The 22,785-nt window shown below is 59.2% G+C and carries 22 protein-coding genes; 8 read left to right on the top strand and 14 right to left on the bottom strand.

All coding sequences use genetic code 11. The annotated features are described in order from the left end of the window. Nucleotides 1-400: 400 nt before the first annotated feature. The 9 genes from RHM55_RS11810 to RHM55_RS11770 all read right to left on the bottom strand — a co-directional run bounded on the left by RHM55_RS11810 (nucleotide 401) and on the right by RHM55_RS11770 (nucleotide 9,683). A complete protein-coding gene (locus RHM55_RS11810) occupies nucleotides 401-1,132 on the bottom strand; it encodes a helix-turn-helix transcriptional regulator (protein WP_322182224.1) in 732 nt (243 codons plus the stop codon). 238 nt (nucleotides 1,133-1,370) lie between these two features. Beyond that, the gene (ppa, locus tag RHM55_RS11805) at nucleotides 1,371-1,898 is read right to left on the bottom strand and encodes an inorganic diphosphatase (protein ID WP_219062705.1); all 528 of its coding nucleotides are present in this window, start codon (nucleotides 1,896-1,898) and stop codon (nucleotides 1,371-1,373) included. Between the two features lie 115 nt (nucleotides 1,899-2,013). Then, nucleotides 2,014-2,826: a M90 family metallopeptidase gene (locus RHM55_RS11800; protein ID WP_322182222.1), complete on the bottom strand. Its 813-nt coding sequence runs from the start codon at nucleotides 2,824-2,826 to the stop codon at nucleotides 2,014-2,016. Nucleotides 2,827-2,832: 6 nt separating this feature from the next. Next, nucleotides 2,833-3,480: a DedA family protein gene (locus RHM55_RS11795; protein WP_322182220.1), complete on the bottom strand. Its 648-nt coding sequence runs from the start codon at nucleotides 3,478-3,480 to the stop codon at nucleotides 2,833-2,835. Between the two features lie 245 nt (nucleotides 3,481-3,725). Beyond that, nucleotides 3,726-4,184: a GNAT family N-acetyltransferase gene (locus RHM55_RS11790; RefSeq protein WP_322182886.1), complete on the bottom strand. Its 459-nt coding sequence runs from the start codon at nucleotides 4,182-4,184 to the stop codon at nucleotides 3,726-3,728. A 104-nt stretch (nucleotides 4,185-4,288) separates the two neighbouring features. Beyond that, complete coding sequence (gene eutC / locus RHM55_RS11785; protein WP_322182884.1) at nucleotides 4,289-5,149, bottom strand: ethanolamine ammonia-lyase subunit EutC; 861 nt, start codon at nucleotides 5,147-5,149, stop codon at nucleotides 4,289-4,291. Nucleotides 5,150-5,160: 11 nt separating this feature from the next. Next, nucleotides 5,161-6,555 (bottom strand): ethanolamine ammonia-lyase subunit EutB, encoded by a 1,395-nt coding sequence (locus RHM55_RS11780; protein ID WP_322182218.1) that lies wholly within the window; start codon nucleotides 6,553-6,555, stop codon nucleotides 5,161-5,163. Nucleotides 6,556-6,657: 102 nt separating this feature from the next. Beyond that, nucleotides 6,658-8,028, bottom strand: a complete 1,371-nt coding sequence (gene eat, locus RHM55_RS11775) for an ethanolamine permease (RefSeq protein WP_322182215.1) — start codon at nucleotides 8,026-8,028, stop codon at nucleotides 6,658-6,660. A gap of 134 nt (nucleotides 8,029-8,162) precedes the next feature. Next, entirely contained in the window at nucleotides 8,163-9,683 is a 1,521-nt protein-coding gene (locus RHM55_RS11770) for an aldehyde dehydrogenase family protein (RefSeq protein WP_322182211.1), read from the bottom strand. A 299-nt stretch (nucleotides 9,684-9,982) separates the two neighbouring features. On the opposite strand from RHM55_RS11770, the gene RHM55_RS11765 reads away from it, so the two are divergent. The 4 genes from RHM55_RS11765 (at nucleotide 9,983) to RHM55_RS11750 (ending at nucleotide 14,281) form a co-directional block, all read left to right on the top strand. Next, nucleotides 9,983-11,887, top strand: coding sequence for a sigma-54-dependent Fis family transcriptional regulator (locus RHM55_RS11765; protein WP_322182209.1), 1,905 nt, complete (start codon nucleotides 9,983-9,985; stop codon nucleotides 11,885-11,887). Between the two features lie 138 nt (nucleotides 11,888-12,025). Continuing rightward, a complete protein-coding gene (gene mpl, locus RHM55_RS11760; protein ID WP_322182207.1) occupies nucleotides 12,026-13,375 on the top strand; it encodes a UDP-N-acetylmuramate:L-alanyl-gamma-D-glutamyl-meso-diaminopimelate ligase in 1,350 nt (449 codons plus the stop codon). After that, nucleotides 13,372-14,001, top strand: a complete 630-nt coding sequence (ubiX, locus tag RHM55_RS11755; protein ID WP_322182205.1) for a flavin prenyltransferase UbiX — start codon at nucleotides 13,372-13,374, stop codon at nucleotides 13,999-14,001. Before mpl ends, ubiX begins: the two co-directional genes overlap by 4 nt. Continuing rightward, the gene (locus tag RHM55_RS11750; protein WP_322182202.1) at nucleotides 13,994-14,281 is read left to right on the top strand and encodes a YceK/YidQ family lipoprotein; all 288 of its coding nucleotides are present in this window, start codon (nucleotides 13,994-13,996) and stop codon (nucleotides 14,279-14,281) included. The genes ubiX and RHM55_RS11750 overlap by 8 nt, the downstream gene beginning before the upstream one ends. 27 nt (nucleotides 14,282-14,308) lie before the next feature. Here RHM55_RS11750 and RHM55_RS11745 read toward each other — a convergent pair whose 3' ends face one another. The 3 genes from RHM55_RS11745 to RHM55_RS11735 form a co-directional block, all read right to left on the bottom strand. Then, nucleotides 14,309-14,950 carry an oxidoreductase gene (locus RHM55_RS11745; protein ID WP_322182200.1) on the bottom strand — a complete coding sequence of 214 codons (642 nt, stop codon included), beginning with the start codon at nucleotides 14,948-14,950 and terminating at the stop codon, nucleotides 14,309-14,311. 27 nt (nucleotides 14,951-14,977) lie between these two features. Then, nucleotides 14,978-16,711 carry a C13 family peptidase gene (locus RHM55_RS11740; RefSeq protein WP_322182198.1) on the bottom strand — a complete coding sequence of 578 codons (1,734 nt, stop codon included), beginning with the start codon at nucleotides 16,709-16,711 and terminating at the stop codon, nucleotides 14,978-14,980. A gap of 149 nt (nucleotides 16,712-16,860) precedes the next feature. Further along, on the bottom strand, nucleotides 16,861-17,316 hold the full coding sequence (locus RHM55_RS11735; protein ID WP_322182195.1) for a MaoC family dehydratase: 456 nt from the start codon (nucleotides 17,314-17,316) through the stop codon (nucleotides 16,861-16,863). A 205-nt stretch (nucleotides 17,317-17,521) separates the two neighbouring features. On the opposite strand from RHM55_RS11735, the gene RHM55_RS11730 reads away from it, so the two are divergent. The 3 genes from RHM55_RS11730 to RHM55_RS11720 are packed head-to-tail and all read left to right on the top strand — an operon-like array spanning nucleotide 17,522 to nucleotide 19,198. Continuing rightward, complete coding sequence (locus RHM55_RS11730; protein ID WP_219062691.1) at nucleotides 17,522-17,884, top strand: CidA/LrgA family protein; 363 nt, start codon at nucleotides 17,522-17,524, stop codon at nucleotides 17,882-17,884. Beyond that, nucleotides 17,881-18,597 (top strand): LrgB family protein, encoded by a 717-nt coding sequence (locus RHM55_RS11725; protein ID WP_322182192.1) that lies wholly within the window; start codon nucleotides 17,881-17,883, stop codon nucleotides 18,595-18,597. The genes RHM55_RS11730 and RHM55_RS11725 overlap by 4 nt, the downstream gene beginning before the upstream one ends. Nucleotides 18,598-18,607: 10 nt before the next feature. Next, a complete protein-coding gene (locus tag RHM55_RS11720) occupies nucleotides 18,608-19,198 on the top strand; it encodes an LON peptidase substrate-binding domain-containing protein (RefSeq protein WP_322182190.1) in 591 nt (196 codons plus the stop codon). A 4-nt stretch (nucleotides 19,199-19,202) separates the two neighbouring features. Here the strand turns inward: RHM55_RS11720 and RHM55_RS11715 are convergent, their stop codons facing one another. Then, the gene (locus RHM55_RS11715; RefSeq protein WP_322182188.1) at nucleotides 19,203-20,543 is read right to left on the bottom strand and encodes a bifunctional DedA family/phosphatase PAP2 family protein; all 1,341 of its coding nucleotides are present in this window, start codon (nucleotides 20,541-20,543) and stop codon (nucleotides 19,203-19,205) included. A 3-nt stretch (nucleotides 20,544-20,546) separates the two neighbouring features. Next, nucleotides 20,547-21,230, bottom strand: a complete 684-nt coding sequence (locus RHM55_RS11710) for a DNA-3-methyladenine glycosylase (protein ID WP_322182186.1) — start codon at nucleotides 21,228-21,230, stop codon at nucleotides 20,547-20,549. A gap of 279 nt (nucleotides 21,231-21,509) precedes the next feature. Between RHM55_RS11710 and RHM55_RS11705 the strand changes: the two genes are divergently transcribed. Then, a complete protein-coding gene (locus RHM55_RS11705) occupies nucleotides 21,510-22,781 on the top strand; it encodes a glutamate-5-semialdehyde dehydrogenase (RefSeq protein ID WP_322182184.1) in 1,272 nt (423 codons plus the stop codon). The last annotated feature ends 4 nt before the right edge of the window (nucleotides 22,782-22,785 follow it).

Below are 22,785 nucleotides of genomic sequence, written 5' to 3'. Positions count from 1 at the left end.
TGTCCCCCACTTCATCGTCGGATGAGGTCAAGTGGCGTTGAACCCCATCGGGCAAGGGAGTGCCTGAAACCTCCGAAATAGCTAGGCTATCAGGTGGAATCTCGGATGGGACAGGTTTATTTCGGACAATTAAAAAGCCGGCTTGTGGCCGGCTTCTCGGGGACGGTTTTGGTTTATTTTTGGTAAACCGCAACCGCCTTCAAAATGTGCGACCCGCAACGGGGGCGACTGAATGGGGGGCGACGCGAACGTATCGTTCGGGGCGTCTAAAACGAGGCGCGTAGGATACTTGGGTTAGTGCCTGATGCCCAGCGTTTGGATAGATCATTCTCGTTCTGCGCCTGGAGCGTGATCGAGGAGGTAGTTTCTCGCTCAATCGTGAACACGCTGTTTAGCGTGATTACTGAAACGATGCCGTTCGTCGACGGGTGTTTAATGTTGACCACCAAAATACCCAGCCCATGACCCGAATATTCTGTTTCTTGATTTGTTCGGCGCTAAAAAACTCGTCCGGGTATTCGGCGCTGTTATGGCTGCGTAGGCGCATGGCGCCGCAGGGCAAGCGATAGAGGTATTTCACGCGGAGCATGCCGTCATGTTCGAGGGCGTACATTTCGCCGTCGATGACTTGTGTCGTTCCGCGGTCTATGCCGATGATCGAGCCGTCCTGGATTGTCTCGGCCATGCTGTTGCCGATGATCGCGGCACACACGGCGTTGCTGGGGTCGATGTTCATGGCTTGCAGGGTGTGCAGTGATAGGCGGACTTTTTGGTCGGGGGCTTCGGCGACGACGGTTCGTCCAGGGCCGAGGGTGGATGCGATTTCCTTGAGCAATGGCACGCTTACGTCTTCGGAGGACTGGGGGGCGTCGGCCCGGATGGCAACTGAAGTGCTGTTGTTATAGGTGTTCTCGGTGCGTTCTCTCGGGTGTTTGGACCCATCACCCGAGCGCAGCCACTGGGGGTTGACGGTCAATAATTCAGCCACTTCCACCAGTCGGGCCATGGGGATGCCGCGCTTGAACCAGTTGTTCACGTGCTGCGGCGTCACTTTGCGATTGGCGGCAAAGTCCGTGGCTGAGAGATGGCACTCCCGAAGGAGGGCGCGTAAGCGATCACCTGATGTCTTCATAAGCACCGAGTTTACGGAGGTCACGAGCTTGTTTAAATAAACGAGGTGTTCAAATGAGCGGTGCGTCAAATCACCAAATGAGTGCGCGTACTACAGGCGTGGCGGTGCTTTGTAGGGGGTTTCCATCAGTGTTTCGTGACAGGTAAACAACAGAAGTTCGAGGCGAAAAAAAGCCCTGGCTTCACATCAAGAAGCCAGGGCTCTTTCACGGTGCTACTGACGCAGCAACCGTCGTCGATCAGCCTTTGAAGGCAGCAACCGACTTCATGATTTCAGTGCGGGCTGCTTCTGCATCACCCCAACCTTCGATCTTCACCCATTTGCCTTTTTCGAGATCTTTGTAGTTCTCGAAGAAGTGCTTGATTTGCTCAAGCAGCAGGGGAGGCAGGTCGGTGTATTCTTTGACGTCGACGTACAGCTGGGACAGTTTGTCGTGCGGGACTGCGATGACTTTGGCATCGCCGCCGCCGTCGTCTGTCATGTGCAGGATGCCGACCGGACGGGCGCGGATAACCGAGCCTGGCGTAACCGGGTAAGGGGTTACGACCAGCACGTCGAGGGGGTCACCGTCGTCAGCCAGGGTGTTAGGAATGAAACCGTAGTTGGCCGGGTAGAACATGGGGGTGGCCATGAAACGGTCAACGAACAGGCAATCGGTTTCTTTGTCGATTTCGTATTTGATCGGCGCGTGGTTGGCCGGAATTTCGATCGCGACGTAGATGTCGTTCGGCAGGTCTTTACCAGCCGGAATCTTGCTGTAGCTCATTGGGCGTTGCCCCCGTAGTTGACCAGTCAGGCTTTGGTCGAATCGACCAAAAAGTGGTGGCGATTATAGGCATACTCAGAGCCGGTTGCCACGCATGGCGATTGGCCCCTAGACCTTAGTAGTGGGTCTTGTAGGCGGGATGGTCATGGCGAAGTTGCCGCAGGCGTGCCAGGGGGTCTTGTCGGTAGAAGGCTTTTAGCTGTTCATAGACGGCTGGATAGGCTGCGATCAACAGGTTCGGTGCGCTGAAGAAGTACTCGCTGGTGACGGCGAAGAATTCTGCGGGGTTTTCTGCGGCGTACGGATCGATGGTCGGTTGGGCGTGCGGGTGGTGTTCCAGTTGTCGGTTCAGGTCGTCATAAGCCGTTTGCATGACGCTGGCCCAGTCGCTGCCGCGCATGTCGCTGTGCAGCGGCGGCACCCCATTGGCGGCGCCATCGAGCATGTCGAGTTTATGCGCCAGTTCATGGATAACCAGGTTGTAGGCGTGCCAGCCCCCGCTGGACAACACCCCCGGCCATGCCAGGATTACCGGCCCCTGGGACCAGGCCTCGCCGCTGTGTTTGCCGTTCCATTCATGCTCGACGCCGTTGCTGTCGCGATGACGTTGCGGGCTGATGAAGTCGTCCGGGTACAGCACCAGCTCATGGAAGCCCTGATACCAGTTCAACTCATCAAGGTTGAGCAGCGGCAATTGTGCCTGAGCGGCGAGAAACAGACGTTGCTCGTCGTCCAGTTCTACGCCGGGCAGGGCGGTCAGGTGCTTGTCCTGAAGGAACAGCACGCTGCGTTCGCGCAGGCGCTGATCCTCCTCGGCATTTAACCCGTCGAGAATCGCCAGCCGTTGCCGGACGCGATTCCAGACCTGTTGATCGACCGGATGCTGGTCGAGTATCCGCTGCCTGTGCCATGAGCCAAGCGACCACATCAAGTATCAGCGCGCAGCAGCTGAACGGGCCAGACGGCCACGTACCAGGCCGATGATCATCGGCATCAGTGATAGCAGAATGATAGCGACTACGAGCAACGACAGGTTCTTCTTGATGAACGGTACGTTGCCGAAGAAGTAACCCAGGGTGACCAGCCCGCCAACCCAGGCGACAGTGCCCAGTACGCTAAAACCGAAAAACCGCGGGTAGGGCATCTTGGCCACGCCTGCAACAAAGGGGGCAAAGGTGCGGATAATGGGCAGGAAGCGCGCCAGCGTTACGGTTTTGCCGCCATGGCGATCATAGAAGTCATGAGTTTGTTGCAGGTAGTCGCGCCGGAAAATTTTCGAGTTCGGGTTGCTGAACAGTTTTTCGCCTGCTGTTCGGCCGATCACGTAGTTAGTGCTGTCACCGAGAATTGCCGCCAGCATCAGCAGGCCAGCGAGCAGGACCGGGTCCATGCCACCACCGGCGGCAACCGCGCCAGCGATGAACAGTAATGAGTCACCGGGCAGGAATGGCATGACCACTAACCCTGTCTCGCAGAAGATGACGAGAAACAGGATCGCGTAGATCCAGACGCCGTAGTTGGTTACGAGCATGTCGAGGTATACGTCGAGATGCAAAATAATGTCGATCGGGTTGAAGTCCATGTACGGCACCTGTGTAAATGACCAGATTCTGGGTCGTGTGCTAAGGGGAATGCTGAGGCGATATGGGCAGCATTATAGGGGGGCAACCCTCTAATGCCCGATCAGTTTGTCGCGAAGTATGTCAATAGAATGTTTTTTAAGCGGGGAGGAGGAGCGGTTGCCGACCGGTCAGACCGTATCAGTTTGTTCGTAGGCAATCGCCCGCCGGATCTGTGGGCGATTTCCTGTCGGTAAATGGGCGTGAGTCAATCCTCGTTGATAGGCAATACGTAGTTCTTGAACTGCGTATCTTCTTTGAATCCAATGGACTCGTAGACTTTCTGCGCCACGTCATTGTTGCTGTTGGTGGAAACGCGCATGCGCACCGCGTGGGTTTCCTTGGCCATCTTTTTTGCTTTCTTGATCAGATGGTCGGCGACCAACTGGCGGCGAGCCTCTTCGGCGACGTAGATGTCGTTGAGAATCCACACGCGCTTGAGCGACAGCGACGAGAAACTTGGGTAAAGCTGGCAGAAGCCAAGCAGCTTGCTGTCGTCGTCATCGGGCAATGCCAGGTAAATCACCGACTCTTTGCGGCGCAGACGCTTTTCCAGAAAGGCGCGGGAGGAGTCGGGGAAAGGCAGCTCGCCGTAAAATTCGCGGTATTTGACGAATAGCGGGCTCAGCAGGTCCAGGTGCTCCAGGGTGGCTTGAATGATCCGCATACGTTGGGCCTCAACTTCACAATGGGGGATGACAGCGAACAGGTCGCTCAGCCAGTCGTTTTCGATGCTGCCTAAAGCATTTAGAAAGCGCAATCCAATGACCGTCAGTCTTTGGGCTTCGCCAGCAGGAAGTTACTGCTCACCGGGAGTGGTGCATCCGATTCCAGGGTGTGAAGTTGGGCTTCATCCTTTAGATTGACCCCTGAAAGCTGGCGTCGACAGGCTTCACGCATCAAGTAAAGCAGGCGGTGAGCGGCCATGCCGTAGCTCAAACCCTCCAGGCGAACATTGGAAATGCAGTTGCGATAGGCATCGGTCAGGCCGACTTTCGGGCCATAGGTGAAATACAGGCCCAGGCTGTCCGGCGAGCTGAGCCCAGGGCGTTCGCCGATCAGGATCACTACCATTTTTGCCCCGAGCAGCTCGCCGATTTCGTCGGCCACCGCCACTCGGCCCTGCTCTACCAGAATCACCGGAGACAGTGACCAGCCTTCGGACAAAGTCTGTTCTTCCATCCGCGCCAGAAACGGCAGGGCATGTCGATGGACGGCCAGCGCTGACAGGCCGTCGGCGATCACCACGGCCAGATCGACGCCGCCGGGGTGGGCCAGGGCATAGTCGCGCAGCTGTTGAGCGGAGGCTTCGTTTAAGCGTCGGCCCAGGTCAGGGCGTTGCAGGTAGCTGTGACGGTCGAGCGCCGCGCTGTGCAGCAGCAGGGTGTCGCGCCCGCGTTCGGCCATTTGGGCGCGGAGCCCTGCGTGATCGAATGGCAAGTGCACGGCATCGCGGGCTTGCGCATGTGCGTACTGAAAATCCAGCTGCGCACGGGTGGGCAGGCTGGTGCCGGTGCGCCCGAGGGCGATCCGCGCGGGCGTAAGGCGGCGTAGCTCCAGCCACGGGTTCTGGCTGTCGGTGGGTAAAGCGGCCTGCTCTTCAGGCAGTCTATCTATGGGTAGCTCGGCCATGGGCAGCTCACTCATCCTAAATGTGCCAGGGCGTGGCGGAAGGCCGGCGGCAGGTTGTCGCCGAAACGCACGCGGCCATCGGTCTGGGTAAAGATGCCCATGTTTGCCAGCCATGCCTCGAATTCCGGGGCGGGCCTCAGGCCCAGGGTCTGCCGGGCATACAGGGCATCGTGAAACGAGGTGGTCTGGTAGTTGAGCATGATGTCGTCGGAGCCGGGGATGCCCATGATGAAGTTGATCCCGGCCACCCCCAGCAACGTTAGCAGGGTGTCCATGTCGTCTTGATCGGCTTCTGCATGGTTGGTGTAGCAGATGTCACAGCCCATTGGCACGCCGAGCAACTTGCCGCAGAAGTGATCTTCAAGACCGGCACGGATGATCTGTTTGCCGTTGTACAGGTATTCGGGGCCGATAAAGCCGACCACGGTGTTCACCAGGAACGGATTGAAATGTCGGGCCACGGCGTAGGCGCGGGTTTCGCAGGTCTGCTGATCGATGCCGTGGTGGGCGTTGGCCGACAAGGCGCTGCCTTGGCCTGTTTCGAAATACATCAGGTTGTGCCCGAGGGTCCCGCGGTTGAGGCTCAGGCCCGCTTCATAACCTTCCTGCAGTAGATTCAAATTGATGCCGAAACTGGCGTTGGCCGCTTCGGTGCCGGCGATGGACTGGAACACCAGATCCAGCGGCACGCCGCGATTGATCACTTCGATCGAGGTGGTGACATGGGTCAGCACGCAGGCTTGAGTCGGGATGTCATAGCGCTGGATGATCGCGTCGAGCATTTCCAGGAGTGTGCAGATCGATGACGTGCTGTCGGTGGCCGGGTTGATGCCGATCATGGCATCGCCATTGCCGTACAGCAGCCCGTCGAGGATGCTCGCGGCAATCCCGGCCGGTTCGTCAGTGGGGTGATTGGGTTGCAGTCGTGTCGACAGACGTCCGCGCAAGCCCATCGTCCCGCGAAAACGGGTGACGACACGAATTTTCTGCGCCACCAGCACCAGATCCTGCACGCGCATGATCTTCGACACGGCCGCCGCCATTTCCGGGGTCAGGCCGGGGGCGAGGGCGCGCAGGCTGTCTTCGTTGGCGTGATCGCTGAGCAGCCAGTCGCGCAGGCCGCCGACCGTGAGGTGGCTGACGACGGCAAACGCCTGTTTATCGTGGGTGTCGATGATCAGTCGGGTGACTTCATCGTCTTCGTAAGGGATCAGGGCTTCTTCAAGGAAGTGCTTGAGCGGGATGTCGGCCAGTGCCATCTGCGCGGCCACACGCTCGCCATCATTGAGCGCCGCAACGCCCGCGAGGAAATCGCCGGAGCGCGCGGGGCTGGCCTTGGCCATGACGTCCTTGAGGCTGTCGAAACGGTAGGTCTGGGCGCCGACGGTATGGGCAAAAGCAGCCATGGACGGAGTCCTCCTGTGGTTCTACGGACCTGATCACTCTAAAGCGCCGGGCCTGCACCTTAATAGGGCCTGTGCCGGACGCAAGCCCGGCACAGGTGCAACTTATATACCGGTGAGCATCGCATCAGCCGGCGCATCGGAACGCTGCTTGGCGGTCAGTTGGAAGTAGATGAAGCCTACAACCATGAAGCCAAGGAAGATCAAGCCGATAAGCGCGTTGAACCAGGCCATTGCCACCAGGCACACCAGCGCCAGCAGCAGGGCGATGCCGGGCACGATCGGGTAACCGGGCGCGCGGAAAGTGCGTTCCAGCAGCGGTTCGGTTTTGCGCAGTTTGAACAGGCTAAGCATGCTGATGATGTACATCACGATGGCGCCGAACACCGACATGGTGATCATGGCAGCGGTCAGGGTCATGCCTTGCAGGTTGACCAGGCCGTCGCTGTAGATTGCGGCAATGCCGACCACGCCGCCTGCCAGAATGGCGCGGTGCGGTGTCTGGAAGCGCGAGAGTTTGGCCAGGCCTTTGGGCAAGTAACCGGCGCGAGCCAGGGCGAAGAACTGCCGCGAGTAGCCAAGGATGATCCCGTGAAAGCTTGCTACCAGGCCGAACAGGCCAATCCACACCAGCATGTGCATCCAGCTGGAGTTCGTGCCGACCACCGCTTTCATCGCCTGCGGCAGCGGATCGTTGATGTTCGACAGTTGCCGCCAGTCGCCCACGCCGCCTGCCATCACCATCACCCCGATGGCCAGGAACACCAGGGTCAGAATGCCGCTGACATAGGCCTTGGGGATTGTCCGTTTCGGGTCTTTGGCTTCTTCAGCAGCCATGGCCGCGCCTTCGATGGCGAGGAAAAACCAGATCGCAAAAGGAATGGCGGCGAAAATACCGGGCACAGACGCAATGGTAAACGTGTCGGAGCCGGACCAGCCGTTGAGCGCGAAGTTACTGAAGCTGAAGCCCGGCGCAACCACGCCCATGAACACCAACAGCTCGGCAACCGCCAAAACAGTCACCACCAGTTCAAAGGTGGCCGCGATGCTGACGCCAAGGATATTCAGGGTCATGAACACGAAATAGGCGCCAACCGCCGCGTGTTTCGGGTCCAGTTCCGGGAACTGCACGTTCAGGTAAGCGCCGATTGCCATGGCAATGGCGGGTGGGGCGAAGACGAACTCGATCAGCGTGGCGATCCCGGCAATCAGTCCGGCTTTTTCACCGAAGGCCCGTCGACTGTAGGCAAAGGGGCCGCCCGCGTGAGGAATGGCGGTGGTCAATTCAGTGAAGCTGAAGATGAAACAGGTGTACATCGTAGCCACGATCAACGTGGTGATCAGGAAACCCAGCGTACCCGCCGCGCCCCAGCCGTAACTCCAGCCAAAGTATTCGCCGGAGATCACCAGGCCAACAGCGATGCCCCATAAATGCAGGGTCCCGAGTGTCGGTTTGAGCTGTGTTGTAGAAGTCATAAGTCCTCGCGTGTATTTTTATTGTTCGATTGATGGACTTTCAGTAATGGGTACAGCACGCACGCAACCCCCGTGCCAGTTGCGGATTACGCCGCAACTGGCACGGGGAGAAGGTCTGACGAGAGGCTAAGGGGTTAGAAGAAACCCAGCGGATTGGTGTCGTAGCTCACCAACAGGTTTTTTGTCTGTTGATAGTGCTCAAGAGCCACTTTGTGGGTTTCGCGGCCGACGCCGGATTTTTTGTAGCCGCCGAATGCCGCGTGCGCCGGATACAGGTGGTAGCAGTTGGTCCACACGCGGCCAGCCTTGAGGGCACGGCCGACTCGGTAGGCGCGGTTGATGTCACGGGTCCATACGCCAGCGCCCAGACCGAACTGGGTATCGTTGGCGATGGCCACGGCTTCGGCTTCGTCCTTGAACGTGGTGATGCTGACCACTGGGCCGAAAATTTCTTCCTGGAACACCCGCATCTGATTATTGCCTTTGAGCAGGGTCGGCTGGATGTAGTAACCGGTGGACAGGTCGCCGCTGAGCTTTTCCACCTGGCCTCCAGTCAGCAGCTCGGCGCCTTCGCCCTTGGCGATTTCCAGGTACGAGAGAATCTTGTCGAATTGCTGCTCCGACGCCTGAGCGCCGACCATGCAGTCGGTGTCCAGCGGGTCGCCGCGTTTGATCTGCCCGACCTTTTTCATCACTGCTTTGATGAACTCCGGGTAAATCGACTCTTGCACCAGTGCCCGCGACGGGCAGGTGCAGACTTCGCCCTGATTGAAGAACGCCAGCACCAAGCCTTCAGCAGCTTTATCGATGAACTCGGGCTCGGCTTGCATGATGTCTTCGAAGAAGATGTTCGGCGACTTGCCACCCAGCTCCACGGTGGACGGAATGATGTTTTCCGCCGCCAGTTTCATGATGTGCGAGCCCACGGGCGTCGAGCCGGTAAAGGCGATTTTGGCGATGCGTTTGCTGCTGGCCAGCGCTTCGCCAGCCTCGCGGCCATAACCCTGCACCACGTTCAATACGCCGGGTGGCAGCAGATCACCGATCAACTCCATCAGCACGCTGATACCCAGTGGGGTTTGTTCGGCAGGTTTGAGCACTACGCAGTTACCTGCAGCCAAGGCCGGCGCGAGTTTCCAGGCCGCCATCAGCAGTGGGAAGTTCCACGGGATGATTTGCCCGACCACACCCAGCGGCTCATGGATGTGATAAGCCACGGTGTTGCCGTCGATTTCGGCAGCGCTGCCTTCCTGAGCGCGCAAACAGCCCGCGAAGTAGCGGAAGTGATCGGCGGCCAGCGGGATGTCGGCATTCAGGGTTTCACGAACGGCTTTGCCGTTGTCCCAGGTTTCAGTGACGGCCAGCAGCTCCAGGTTTGCTTCGATGCGGTCGGCGATCTTCAGCAGCACCAGCGAACGCGCCTGCACCGAGGTTGCGCCCCATGCAGCGGCAGCGGCATGGGCGGCATCCAGGGCTTTTTCGATATCTTCGGCGCTGGAGCGTGGGAATTCAGCGATCAGCTTGCCGGTGATCGGCGACGTGTTTTCGAAATATTGGCCTTTGACCGGCGGCACAAACTCGCCACCGATGTAGTTACCGTAACGATTTTTGAAGGTGACGATAGAGCCTTCAGTACCGGGATGGGCGTAACGCATGGTGAGTGTCTCCTGACTTTTGTGTTTATAGGGGAAGACGCGCTGTAGCGCTTACCTTAAGCGTAGAGCAAAGGTCGGGCCAGCGCCCTGTACGGCACGGTTTATAAGGCTTTCGGCGGTTTTCGTGAGGGCAAAGCGCCAGTGTTGTCGCGTATCCGATACGGAGGATGTGACACTTTGTACCGCTATCGGTACAGCGCGTGACTCATCGGTTTGGTCGACATTGCAATGCCGTGTCGCGAGGAGGATGCTGGGCTGCACCTCCGCAAAAGCACCGCAAAAAAGGAGAATAATAAAAAGTGCACAGCAATCACCTGACACGGCACGCTCGACAAGTGCTGACGGTCACCCAAGGCAAAGCGCAGTTGCGCGGGCCGGGCAGCGATCCTTCCATTGCGCGGTCCTGGTTGCGTTGTCTTGAGGACTATCATCTCGACCCCGCACTGGCCATTGCGCCGACTGTCCTTGAGCACGACCGTTTGCTGGAAAGCCGTGAGCGCATGCAGCAAGTGCTGAGCATTGCCGGTGGCGAAATGACCAGCCTGCACCAGCAGTTGTCGGGTGCCGGGCATGCAATTTTATTGACTGATGCGCGTGGGGTGATCCTCAACTGCGTGACCGCCCCTACTGAACGCAAGATATTCGAACGCGCCGGGCTCTGGTTGGGCGCCGACTGGAGCGAAGCCTGTGAAGGCACTAACGGCATCGGCACCTGTCTGGTCGAACGCCAGTCCCTGACCATTCATCAGGAGGAGCATTTTCGCGGACGCCACACCGGGCTGACCTGCTCGGCCAGTCCGGTTTTCGACCCTCATGGCGACTTGCTGGCGGTGCTGGACGTCTCGTCTGCACGCCATGACGTGTCCCGGCAAAGCCAGTTCCACACCATGGCCCTGGTCAATTTGTCGGCAAAGATGATCGAGAGCTGCTATTTCCTGCGCCACTTCGACAATCAGTGGCTGTTGCGTTTTCACGTGCAGGTCGAGTCCGCCGGTTTGTTCAGCGAGGGGTTGCTGGCGTTCGATGATGAGGGGCGGGTCAGTGCGGTCAATCAGAGTGCCTTGAACCTGCTGGGCCTCGGGCGCGGTGGTTTGCTCGGGCAATCAGTCGAGAGCGTGTTCGATTGCTCACTGGATGAGTTGCTCGGCCGTGCCAGTGTTGAGGCCAGTGCCAGTTGGCCGTTGCGTACCCGCGAAGGCCGACGCTTATTCGCACGACTGCGCAGCCAACCGCATAGCGTGCCGACAGCGTTGCCGGTCAGCCCGACGGGGGCGCCGCCGCGCTTGAGTGGGATCTGCCTGGGCGATGCAGCGCTGCAGAATGATTTCCGTCGCGCACTGCGGGTTTTCGAACGCGATGTGCCTTTGCTGATTAATGGCGAAACAGGTTCCGGCAAAGAAGCTTTTGCCAAAGCAGTGCATCAAGCCAGCGTGCGCGGCGATAAACCGTTCATCGCGCTTAATTGTGCGGCGATTCCCGAAAGCCTGATCGAAAGTGAACTGTTCGGCTATCGCGGTGGCAGCTTTACCGGTGCGCGCAAGGAAGGCATGCGCGGCAAGCTGCAACAGGCCGATGGCGGTACGTTGTTTCTCGATGAAATCGGTGACATGCCGCTGGCGCTGCAAACCCGGCTGTTGCGGGTGCTGGAAGACCGTTTGGTGGTGCCCTTGGGGGGTGAGCCGCAAGCGGTAAATGTACGGATCATCAGCGCGACTCACCGCAACTTGCTGGAGCGCGTGGCCGATGCCAGCTTTCGCGAAGATCTTTATTACCGTTTGAACGGCCTGGAGATCGCGTTGCCGCCGTTGCGCGAGCGCAGCGACAAATCGCAGTTGCTGGATTTTCTTCTGGAAGAAGAGGCGGGCGGCGAGACCGTGATCCTCGACGCGGACGCCCGCCAGGCGCTGCTGGACTTCGCCTGGCCGGGCAACCTGCGGCAATTGCGCAATGTCCTGCGCACCTTGGCGGCACTGTGCGATGACCAGCACATTGGCTTCGATGAATTGCCGCTCGCCATTCGGCAAAGCGCATCCGCGCCGGCTCTTGCACTGATGGGCGAACACCCGCTGGACGACGCCGAGCGCATCGCCCTGCTGTCAGCCCTGGACGCCCAGCGCTGGCACATGACCCACACCGCCGAACAGTTGGGGGTCAGCCGAAATACGCTGTACCGGAAATTGCGCAAGCACGGGATCGCGCGTTAGGCCAAACAGCGGGTCGATCGTTTCGCAGACAAGTCAGCTCCTTGTACGACTGTGGGAGCAACAAATCCGGATTTTAAACTCGAGGTGTGATTTGTCGCCCTCTACGCTAACCTGCGCCCATAGTTTACGAGGTCGATCATGCATATTCATATTCTCGGTATTTGCGGTACTTTCATGGGTTCGCTGGCGGTACTCGCCAAAGAGTTGGGCCATCGGGTCACCGGTTCGGACGCCAATGTCTACCCGCCGATGAGCACGCAGTTGCAGGCTCAGGGCATTGAGTTGACCCAAGGCTACGACGCGGCACAGCTTGACCCTGCGCCGGATCTGGTGGTTATTGGCAACGCGCTGTCGCGAGGCAACCCGGCGGTAGAGTACGTGCTGAACAAAGGCCTGCCTTATGTTTCCGGCCCGCAATGGCTGGCCGATCACGTGCTGCAAGGGCGCTGGGTATTGGCCGTTGCCGGAACGCATGGCAAGACGACGACCAGCAGCATGCTCGCCTGGGTGCTGGAACATGCTGGCATGAGCCCCGGCTTCTTGATCGGCGGTGTACCGCAGAATTTTGCCGTGTCGGCGCGTGTGGGCGAGACCCCGTTTTTTGTCGTCGAGGCTGACGAGTACGACAGCGCCTTCTTCGACAAGCGCTCAAAATTTGTCCATTACCGTCCGCGTACTGCGATTCTGAACAACCTGGAGTTCGATCACGCCGACATCTTCCCCGATCTGCCAGCCATCGAACGGCAGTTCCACCACTTGGTGCGAACTATCCCAAGCGAAGGCCTGGTGATCCATCCGACCACCGAGCCGGCGTTGCTGCGAGTGATTCAAATGGGCTGCTGGACGCCGGTACAAACCACCGGTGAGGGCGGTCAATGGCAGGCGCGTCTGCTCAGCGATGACGGCTCGCGTTTCGAAGTCACCTTTGAAGGCGTAGTTCAGGGCGTGGTCGAGTGGGATATGACCGGTCAGCATAACGTAGCCAACGCGTTGGCCACTCTGGCGGCCGCGCGGCATGTTGGCGTGGTGCCGAAGCAAGGTATCGAAGCGCTGGGCTTGTTCAAAAGCGTCAAACGCCGCATGGAAAAGGTCGCCGAGGTCAACGGCATCACTATCTATGATGACTTTGCTCATCATCCGACTGCGATTGCCACCACCCTTGATGGCCTGCGCAAACACGTTGGCGATGCGCCGGTGATCGCGATTATCGAGCCGCGCTCCAATTCCATGAAGCTCGGTGCGCACCGCGACGGCTTGCCGGAAAGTGTGCGTCAGGCTGATCAGGCGATCTGGTACGCGCCGGCCAATCTGGGCTGGGACCTGGCCGCCACTGCTGCATTGTGCACGGTGCCTTCGGTGGTTTGCGACTCCCTTGAGGCGATCATCGCCCAGGTGAAAAACCTGGCTAAACCGGGTACACAGGTCGTCATTATGAGTAACGGCGGCTTCGGCGGCTTGCACGGCAAGTTGGCTGAGGCGTTGAAATGAGTGGCCCGGAACGCGTCACCCTGGCGATGACCGGTGCTTCTGGCGCGCAGTATGGGTTGCGCCTGCTCGACTGTCTGGTGCGTGAAGACAGGGAAGTGCACTTCCTGATTTCCAAGGCGGCCCAGTTGGTGTTGGCCACCGAGACCGATGTCTCGCTGCCGCCGAAAACCCTGATGATGCAAGCGTTTCTGACCGAGTACACCGGCGCAGCGGCGGGACAGATTCGGGTGTATGGCAAGGAAGACTGGATGTCGCCCGTGGCCTCTGGCTCGGGTTCGCCCAGCGCGATGGTGGTGGTGCCCTGTTCCACGGGCACCTTGTCGGCGATTGCGACCGGGGCCTGCAACAACCTGATCGAGCGTGCGGCGGATGTGACGTTGAAGGAGCGTCGCCAATTGATTCTGGTGCCGCGTGAGGCGCCGTTTTCCAGTATCCATCTGGAGAACATGCTCAAACTGTCGAACATGGGTGCGGTGATTCTGCCGGCGTCACCGGGTTTCTATCATCAGCCGCAAACCATTGATGATCTGATCGACTTTGTTGTCGCGCGGATTCTCAATGTGCTGAATATCCCTCAAGACATGTTGCCGCGCTGGGGCGAGCATCACCTGAGTGCAGATGAATAAGCGCCTGCTGTTGACCCTGTTGGTGCTACAGCTGACTGGGTGTGCCACGGCTCGAACGCTTGATGCCGCCAAACCTGGGGCCCCCGTTGTGTATTCGGGTGCGCGTCTGGATTGGTATGCGATACAGGGTGGTTGCTGCGAGATGGATCGTTTCGGTGCCGAGGCACCGAGCTATCCAGGCGTGGACCTGCCCGCCAGCGCGTTGCTCGACACCCTGCTTTTACCGCTGTCGCTGCTGACCGTGCTGGGCGTGGGGTTTCAGGCGACGGGCGGCTTGTAGACGTCTGAACCTGACGTGCTGTCGGGCTCACTTGCCCAGTTTGTTCAACTCTTCTGCTTCGACGATCCGCACCCCGTCCTGGTCTTCCAGCGCCAGGCGCCAAAGCGCTCGGGCCAGGCAGCAGGCTTCTATGCCACGGTATTTGCCGGGAATCAGTTTTGCCAATGGGCCTGCCAGTTGTTCGGCCAGACGCTGTTCGGTGCGTTCGCCAAGCAACAGTGATGGTCGGACGATGGTCAGTTGCGGCCAATCCTGAGCTTTGAGTGCATATTCCATTTCGCCCTTGATCCTGTTGTAGAAAACGCTGGATCGCCGATCGGCATTGACTGCGCTGATCACCACCAGATGCCGCGCTCCGAGTTCGCGAGCTCGCTTGCCGAAGGCCACCACCATATCCAGATCGACCGCGCGAAACGCTTCCTGCGAGCCAGCCTGCTTGATCGTGGTGCCCAGGCAGCAAAAGGCGATGTCGACCCGCCCGCTTAACGTTGGCAGCAGTGCATTGAGTTCACCCACCGGATTTTCCAGGCGAGGGTGCTTGTTCAGGGGTTTACGGGTCGGTGCCAGTACGCGGCTGACCGTCGGTTCGCTGAGCAAGCGATCAAGCAAATGTTCACCGGTCAGGCCGGTGGCTCCGGCAAGCAGGATGTGCTGAGGGGTCAGGTACATAGTGTTTCTCCCTTTTTACAACGCAGTCTAGCGGTTGCCCGTGGTCTTCGCTTCCTTGCTGCTCAACGATGTGTTCAGGGCGCTCTGCGCCTGGCTCTTGCGCAACTGCTGCCAGTGCGCAAGAACCCCTTTGGGCGCCCAGATCTGCGGCTCCGATGCCTCAAAGCTTTCGGTTATTTCGCGGGCCGCCACGTACGATTTGGCGTCGTTGAACGCTTGTTGCAGGTTGTCTGTTTCAACCAATGCCTTTGCGAACATGGCTTCGCCAAAGTAAGTGAAATCGTCCTCTTCCGAGCAGCCAAAAGACACCCTGTCTGCACGCGAGGCGGTGATCACTACGGTTTTTTCGTCTTTGAGCACCGGAATGAAACCACCGGAATAACAGGCGGAGATCACGATAATTTTGTCGCGGTCTTTTAACGGTGCGAGGACGACGGCCAGCTCATCGGCGGGCAGGTCGGCCAGTTCCATCCGTGGTTGATCAAGCACCAGTTCATGTTCTTGAGTGCCGTGGCTGGTCAGGTAGATGAACACCAGGTCTTCCGGCCCGCTGCGTTGCGCCAGGGTCTGAACCGCGCGGCTGATACTTTCGCGGGTCGCCAGTGCCCGGTCGTTCATGTGATCGCGATGATTGACCAGGCTGATCTGCCCGTAGGCGCCGAAGCGCGTGGCCAGCAGGTTGTTCACGTAATCTGCTTCGCGCATGAATACGCTCTGCTTGCCGTCACCACCCACGACCAGGCTGTACAATTCGACAGCGGGAGTGGAGGCGGGCACTGCGGCCAGGGCTTTTTCCAACAGGGGGCCTTGGGCGAGCAAGCCGACCTCAAGTGCATCGGGCAACAGATTGCCTTGCGCGTCACGCACACGCAGACCGTTGGTCCAGGTGCCGCTTTGAACGCTGCCATCTGCCAGGGTCAAGGTGCCTTTGCCTTGATAGGTGTCGTCGGCGAACGGACCTTGATAGGTGCTGCCATCGACCAGGTGCAGTACACCCTCGCCGTTGAAGCGCCAGTTGCTGAACTGACCCTGATAATGGCTGCCATCTGCACCGATCAGTTCGCCCTTACCGTTGAGCGCGCCGTCCTTGAACTGCCCAATCCAGACATCGCCGTCGCTGTTTTCGTAGCGGCCTTTGCCTTGCAGTTGGTTGTTGCGGAAACCGCCGACGTATTGATCACCCTCGGCGCTGTTGAAGCTGCCGTTGCCTTCCAGTTGACCGTTGACGAATTTGCCGCTGAATTGATTGCCACTGGCGTCGCTGCGCTGGCCTTCGCCATTGGGTTTGCCGTGCGCGAACAGGCCTTGATATTGGCTGCCGTCATCAAGTTCGAGGTGACCGAGGCCGTCGTATTGGTCAGCCTTGAATTCGCCCCTATAGGCCATGCCTGGCTCTTTGAGCGTGCCTTCACCCTCGCGTCGGCCCAGCTTGAAGCCGCCGACATAATTGCCGGTGCTGGTGGTCAACGTGCCTAAACCGTGAAACAGACCGTTCTGGAATTGGCCGCGGTAGACGTCGCCATTACTGGCGTGCCATTCGCCGGCACCCTGCCACAGCCCCTTCTGGAACTGACCTGCGTACCAGCTGCCGTTGGGATAGTCGACTCGGCCCTTACCTTGCAGCAGGCCATTGACGACATCGCCGCGGTAACGGCCGCCGTCGGGCAGACGTGCGTCTGGGGGCGACAGTGGTTCGCCCTCGCCGCAAGCCGCGAGTAAAAGAATGAGTGCCAGAGGGGCAAGAGGGGCGAACGCGCGCATGGTCGATCCTGAAGATAAAAATCCAAGCGTGTTGAAGACGTCCCTGAACAGTCGCTTTCACACAGCCGCGGGCAGTATGACGCAGCTATGTGGTTGCTTTATAGAGGCAACGAAACAGCCGGTAATAGCTGTTTCGCTTTTTAGTGGTCTTACACGAAGCACAACGACAGGGGTTCAGCGACGAAGGCTGGCTTGTCCTGGCCCTCTATTTCCAGCGTTGCCGTGGCTTTGAGCAGCCATTGGCCTGGTTTCTTTTCGGTGACTTGAGTCATGGTTACGTTGAGTCGAACCCGTGAGTTCACTTTTACCGGTTGGATAAAACGCACGCTGTCCAGGCCATAGTTGATCACCATTTTCAGCCCTTCGGGCACTACCAGCAGGTCTTCCATCAACTTCGGGATCAGCGATAGCGACAGAAAGCCGTGGGCGATGGTACTGCCGAAGGGGGTTTTCGCGGCTTTTTCAGGGTTGACGTGGATGAACTGGAAGTCGCCGGTGGCTTCGGCAAACAAGTTGATGCGCTCTTGGTCGATAGTGAACCACTCGGAACGTCCCAGTTCCTTGCCTTCATAGTTCTTCAGCTCTGCAACGGGTACAAAGGGCATAGATACTCTCCTTGTTGTCATTGGTTTTTGTGGGTATGGCTATCGCGCTCAGTGTTTATAGGCGTCGGATTTTTCACCGTGCCAAGGCCTAAGATCAGCATGGGCTTTAGGGATGGTCAAGGATGTATGCCTTTGGCGAATGCTGATTTATCAGCCATTGCCACAGCGTGCCTATAATGGCGTCGCGAATTTGCTGGAGTTTCTTATGTTGCTACGGGGTCTGACATGGCTGGTGTTGTTCCAATTGGTGGGCACCGCGCTCAATCACCTGTTCTTGCCAATACTGCCCGGGCCGATCATCGGTCTGGTGTTGTTACTGATTTTTCTGATGACGCGCGGCGAAGTCAGTGAGCCATTGAGTCTGGCCGCCAGCAGCTTGTTGCGTTATCTGCCGCTGCTGTTGGTGCCGCCCGCCGTGGGGGTGATGGTCTACGCTGCCGAGATTGCCGCCGATTTCTGGGCCATCGTCGGATCGTTAGTGCTGTCGTTGCTGCTGTCCTTGGCGTTCGTCGGCTGGCTGATGCAGAAGCTGGTTCTGCGCCAGTCGCGACGCGGGGAGTCCTCATGAACATGGATTGGAATGGCGCCTGGAACGCGGTGATCCATCATCCACTGTTCGGCATTGCGATTACGCTGGGGGCGTACCAGTTGATGCTGGCCGCTTACGAAAAAACCCGCTGGATATTTTTGCAGCCGGTGCTTATCTCGATGTTGCTGGTGGTCGGCATTCTGGTCAGCTGCGGTTTGAACTATGCCGAGTACCGCAAAAGCACGGAAATCCTCAGTATTTTGTTGGGGCCTGCGACGGTTGCACTGGCGGTCCCGCTTTATCTGAACCTGCGACGTATTCGCCAGCTGTTCTGGCCGACCTTTACTACGCTAATCGTGGGCGGAGTGCTGGCGACATCCCTGGGTGTGACGCTGGGCTGGCTGTTCGGTGCCGACCACATGATCTTGATGACCATGGCGCCCAAATCAGTGACGTCGCCGATTGCCATGTTGGTGGCCGAACAGATTGGTGGCGTCGCACCACTGGCGGCGGTGTTCGTGTTGATTACCGGGGTGATCGGCGCGATTTTTGGCCCTGGTCTGCTGTCCCTTCTTGGGGTGGAGAATCAGGCTGCGCGCGGCATGGCCCTCGGTTTGGCCGCGCATGCCGTCGGCACCTCGGTGGCGTTGCAGGAAAGTGAGGAGTGCGGTGCGTTCGCCGCCCTGGCAATGAGTTTGATGGGCGTCGGCACGGCGGTATTCCTGCCATTGGCCGTTACGCTGGTCGTTTAAGGAGGCTTCCATGGTGTTGCCATTATTTCCTCTCAACGCAGTGCTGTTCCCGGGGTGCATGCTCGATTTGCAGCTGTTCGAGGCACGCTATCTGGACATGGTTAGCCGCGGGATGAAGCAGGGCGAAGGCTTTGGCGTGGTATGCATTCTTGACGGCGAAGAAGTCGGGCAGGCGCCAGAGGGCTATGCGCTGGTAGGTTGCGAAGCGTTGGTGCGGGATTTTCAGCAGCAGGACAACGGCTTGCTGGGGATTCGCGTGGAAGGTGGGCGCCGTTTCCGCGTGGTCAGCACTCAGGTGCAGCGTGACCAGCTGATTATGGCTGACGTTGAGTGGCTGGATGAACTGCCGGAGCGCCCGTTGCAGGAAGCGGACGCCGATCTGGTGGCCTTGCTTGCCGCCTTGGCCGAGCACCCGATGGTTGCCGCGTTGAACATGGGCGTTACGGCCAGCGGGCAGCAATCGCTGGCCAATCAGCTGGCTTATCTGCTGCCCTTCACCGAAGAAGACAAGGTCGAGTTACTGGAACTCAACGATGCTCAGGAGCGCCTGGACGCGATTCAGGACCTGCTCGATGAAATACAGGGTGACGTGCAGGCCTGACGCGTTAGTTAATCGCGCCCGTGGGGGCCAGGTACTGATAACGCAGCGCCGCGTGGGACAGTGAATGCAGGGCGAAGTAACCGTACAAGGTGACCAGCGCTGGCAGGATCAGCCACCACACCCTTACGGGCATGGGCTCAAGCGGTGTTTTACGCTGTATGAAGGACAGGCTGGCTGCGCAGAGGCAGAACGCGAGCAGGGCCCCGGCCAGCACATCAGACGGCCAATGCACCCCCAGATAGACCCGCGACATGGCAATCGACAGCGCCGGAATACCGCCCAGCAATAACCAGGTCAGGCGCAAACGTACCGGCTGACCGCGTCCCGCCAATACTGCCAACGCCATAAACAGCGCGAATGACCCCGAACTGTGCCCGCTGGGCATGCTGTAAGTGGTGAGCGGGTCGATCAGTACGTCGGGACGCGTGCGGGCGAAGAACCCTTTCATTCCTGTATTGGCCAGTGCCGAGCCCACGGTCACTGCGCCAGCAAACATCGCCTGTTTCCATTGCCGGGTTGCCAGCAACAGCACCAACAACAGGCTGACGACGGCCACTTGGGTTTTGAAGTCGCCCAGCCGAGTGATCATCACCACGAACTGATCAGCCGCTTCACTGCGATGTTCCTGCACCAATGCCATCAAGCCCTGATCGAAGTGCGTCAGGTAGGGCCAGCCGAGAAATACCCCAGCGAGCATGACAAGGCTCAACACGGCGATCAGCGGGGTTGCATAGCGCTTCCCGCCAAAGCTGCTGTGGATACTGACGCCGAGCAACACCGCCAACCCACCACCGATCATCCCTGCCTGTGACCAGAAGCCCTCGGGCAGTGGCAAGCGCATGGCCGCGCCGGTGGCCCAGCCCGGCAGCAGGTACGCGAGGGACCAGCCAGCGGCCGCGATCACGCTGACAGCAGCAAAACGCGGGAAAGGCATGTCGAACATGCCTGCGACCATGGGCAACATGGGTCGCAGTGGCCCGATAAAGCGTCCGACCAGCAGGCTGGCAATGCCGTAGCGCTGGAAGTAGAGCTCCGCACCGCCTATCCATTCCGGGTGATGACGCAGCCCGGGCAGGCGGCGGATGTTCTGGTGAAAGCGCCTGCCGAGAAAATACGACAGACCGTCACCCAGCAAGCCGCCACAAAAGCCCAGTAAAAGTGTTTCGCCCAGTGACAAGGCACCACTGCCGGCCAGCACCGCGACAGTGAACAGAAGCACGGTGCCCGGCACGATGATCCCGGCGATGGCCACGCATTCAAGGAACGCCACCAAAAAAATCGCTAGACCCAACCACGAGGGGTTTGCGCTCAGCCAGCCGGTAATGCCATCGAGCCATGGGCCCATGTCTCAGTTTCCTTGCTTGAGTAAAAAGTAATCGCGGCCTTCGACCTGGCCGCGTCGCAGCGGGTTCCGCGTGCAATACCGGGCGTAGGCGGCGTCGACGAAACGGTACATCAGATGCTCGTCGCGGCCCTCGGGGATGCCCAGTCGTGTGGTCTGGATAATCTGCTTGGGCTCGGCACCGACATCATCGACGAACAGGTGCTCAAGGTCGAAGCGTTTGGCGTCCCAAGTCGGGACTTTGAGCCCCAGGGCCCTGCACAGCAGGGTTTGACCGGCACACAGACGCTCGGGCGGACGCAGTGCTCCCTTGGCATCAGGGTTGTTCAAGAGCATGTGCGCGAGACTGTTGCCGTCGGAAAGTTCGTCGACCCACGGATACGCGGACTTGATCAGCACGGCATTGCCCGGCCCTTCGGCGCTGAAGTTCAGCGAATCGCCGCCGCGGGCATAGTACATATAGATGTGCCCGCCCTCGAGAAACAGCGCTTTGCGTTTTTCGGTGTAGCCCAATGACGCGTGGCTGCCTTTTTCTGCGCAGTAGTAGGCTTCCGTCTCGATGATCCGAGCCGACAGCCACAACGCATCTGGGCCATTGCCCACGCGATGACGAATCACTTTGCCCAGTAACGCCCGGGCGAGGACTTGCGCATCTCGGTGGAAAAACGAGTCCGGCAGGGGGGTGGGCATCGGTGCTTACGGTCGTCGAATGGCAATCAGGGCGGCGATGATAACAACAACTGTCTTAATCAAAGCTGAATGACGGTGTGCCGGGTATTGATGAGTATGGCTGCGGGGCCTCTTCGCGAAGGCGTTATATCAGGTGCCGGCGTGAGGTTTTGGGTGCTCCAGAGGGCTTTTTATCCCTACTTTGCTCGGGTTATCGACCATCCGCCTGCCACCGCTGTCGTTACACGGGCTCGACAGCTATAATCGGCCGCTTTCCTCTCCGCCAAGACCTCTGAGACCATGACTGAGTCCGTTCTTGACTACATGACCCGTTTGGGTCGCGCCGCCCGCGAAGCTTCGCGAGTGATCGGCCGCGCCAGCACCGCGCAGAAAAACCGCGCCTTGCAAGCCACCGCTGACGCTCTCGATGACGCCCGGACCGAATTGTCTGCCGCCAATGAGCTGGACTTGGCGGCCGGTCGGACCAACGGCCTTTCGCCGTACATGCTCGAGCGTCTGACCCTGACGCCGGCACGCATCGATAGCATGATCGAAGGTTTGCGCCAGGTGATCAGCCTGCCGGACCCGATTGGCGCGATTCGCGACATGAGCTATCGGCCGTCGGGCATTCAGGTCGGCAAGATGCGTGTGCCGCTGGGTGTGGTGGGGATTATTTACGAGTCGCGTCCGAATGTGACGATCGATGCCGCGAGCCTGTGCCTGAAGTCGGGTAACGCCACGATTCTGCGTGGTGGCTCTGAAGCCATTCACTCCAACCGTGCCATCGCCGCCTGCATTCAGCGCGGCCTGGCGGTTGCCAATTTGCCGGCGGCCGTGGTGCAAGTGGTTGAAGTGACGGATCGTGCGGCAGTCGGCGCGCTGATCACCATGCCCGAGTACGTCGACGTGATCGTTCCACGCGGCGGCAAAGGCCTGATCGAACGGGTCAGTCGCGATGCACGGGTGCCGGTGATCAAGCATCTGGACGGCATCTGCCACGTTTATGTCAGTGCCCACGCCGATCTGCCCAAGGCTCAGCGCATCAGTTTCAACGCCAAAACCTACCGTTACGGCATCTGCGGCGCGATGGAAACCTTGTTGGTGGATCAGGCTGTTGCTGCCGAGTTTTTGCCGCCAATGGCCGCGCAATTTCGCGAAAAAGGTGTCGAGCTGCGCGGTTGCGAACGCACCCGCGAGCTGATTGATGCCCTGCCAGCAACCGAAGAAGACTGGAACACCGAATACCTTGCGCCGATTTTGTCGATCCTTGTGGTGGCGGATCTGGATCAGGCCATCGAACATATCAACCGCTATGGGTCGCACCATACCGATGCCATCGTCACTGATCATCAGGGCCAGGCTCGGCGTTTCCTGGCCGAAGTGGACTCCAGTTCGGTGATGATTAACGCCCCGACCTGCTTCGCTGATGGCTTTGAATACGGATTGGGTGCCGAGATCGGCATTTCTACTGATAAGCTGCACGCCCGCGGTCCGGTCGGTCTGGAAGGTTTGACCTGCGAGAAGTACATCGTGGTCGGCGATGGTCAGTTGCGTGGCCAGGAGCCTGTCTGACTTG

It is taken from the genome of Pseudomonas sp. MH9.2 (assembly GCF_034353875.1).
Classification (GTDB): domain Bacteria; phylum Pseudomonadota; class Gammaproteobacteria; order Pseudomonadales; family Pseudomonadaceae; genus Aquipseudomonas.
The sequence above is the reverse complement of the archived record's forward strand: the minus strand, read 5'-3'. Positions and strand labels throughout refer to the sequence as shown.

Coding starts and splice junctions, on each gene's coding strand:
- RHM55_RS11810 (WP_322182224.1), bottom strand. CDS start 1,132: ATGAAGACATCAGGTGATCGCTTACGCGCCCTCCTTCGGGAGTGCCAT.
- ppa (WP_219062705.1), bottom strand. CDS start 1,898: ATGAGCTACAGCAAGATTCCGGCTGGTAAAGACCTGCCGAACGACATC.
- RHM55_RS11800 (WP_322182222.1), bottom strand. CDS start 2,826: ATGTGGTCGCTTGGCTCATGGCACAGGCAGCGGATACTCGACCAGCAT.
- RHM55_RS11795 (WP_322182220.1), bottom strand. CDS start 3,480: ATGGACTTCAACCCGATCGACATTATTTTGCATCTCGACGTATACCTC.
- RHM55_RS11790 (WP_322182886.1), bottom strand. CDS start 4,184: ATGCGGATCATTCAAGCCACCCTGGAGCACCTGGACCTGCTGAGCCCG.
- eutC (WP_322182884.1), bottom strand. CDS start 5,149: ATGGCCGAGCTACCCATAGATAGACTGCCTGAAGAGCAGGCCGCTTTA.
- RHM55_RS11780 (WP_322182218.1), bottom strand. CDS start 6,555: ATGGCTGCTTTTGCCCATACCGTCGGCGCCCAGACCTACCGTTTCGAC.
- eat (WP_322182215.1), bottom strand. CDS start 8,028: ATGACTTCTACAACACAGCTCAAACCGACACTCGGGACCCTGCATTTA.
- RHM55_RS11770 (WP_322182211.1), bottom strand. CDS start 9,683: ATGCGTTACGCCCATCCCGGTACTGAAGGCTCTATCGTCACCTTCAAA.
- mpl (WP_322182207.1), top strand. CDS start 12,026: ATGCATATTCATATTCTCGGTATTTGCGGTACTTTCATGGGTTCGCTG.
- ubiX (WP_322182205.1), top strand. CDS start 13,372: ATGAGTGGCCCGGAACGCGTCACCCTGGCGATGACCGGTGCTTCTGGC.
- RHM55_RS11750 (WP_322182202.1), top strand. CDS start 13,994: ATGAATAAGCGCCTGCTGTTGACCCTGTTGGTGCTACAGCTGACTGGG.
- RHM55_RS11745 (WP_322182200.1), bottom strand. CDS start 14,950: ATGTACCTGACCCCTCAGCACATCCTGCTTGCCGGAGCCACCGGCCTG.
- RHM55_RS11740 (WP_322182198.1), bottom strand. CDS start 16,711: ATGCGCGCGTTCGCCCCTCTTGCCCCTCTGGCACTCATTCTTTTACTC.
- RHM55_RS11735 (WP_322182195.1), bottom strand. CDS start 17,316: ATGCCCTTTGTACCCGTTGCAGAGCTGAAGAACTATGAAGGCAAGGAA.
- RHM55_RS11730 (WP_219062691.1), top strand. CDS start 17,522: ATGTTGCTACGGGGTCTGACATGGCTGGTGTTGTTCCAATTGGTGGGC.
- RHM55_RS11725 (WP_322182192.1), top strand. CDS start 17,881: ATGAACATGGATTGGAATGGCGCCTGGAACGCGGTGATCCATCATCCA.
- RHM55_RS11720 (WP_322182190.1), top strand. CDS start 18,608: ATGGTGTTGCCATTATTTCCTCTCAACGCAGTGCTGTTCCCGGGGTGC.
- RHM55_RS11715 (WP_322182188.1), bottom strand. CDS start 20,543: ATGGGCCCATGGCTCGATGGCATTACCGGCTGGCTGAGCGCAAACCCC.
- RHM55_RS11710 (WP_322182186.1), bottom strand. CDS start 21,230: ATGCCCACCCCCCTGCCGGACTCGTTTTTCCACCGAGATGCGCAAGTC.
- RHM55_RS11705 (WP_322182184.1), top strand. CDS start 21,510: ATGACTGAGTCCGTTCTTGACTACATGACCCGTTTGGGTCGCGCCGCC.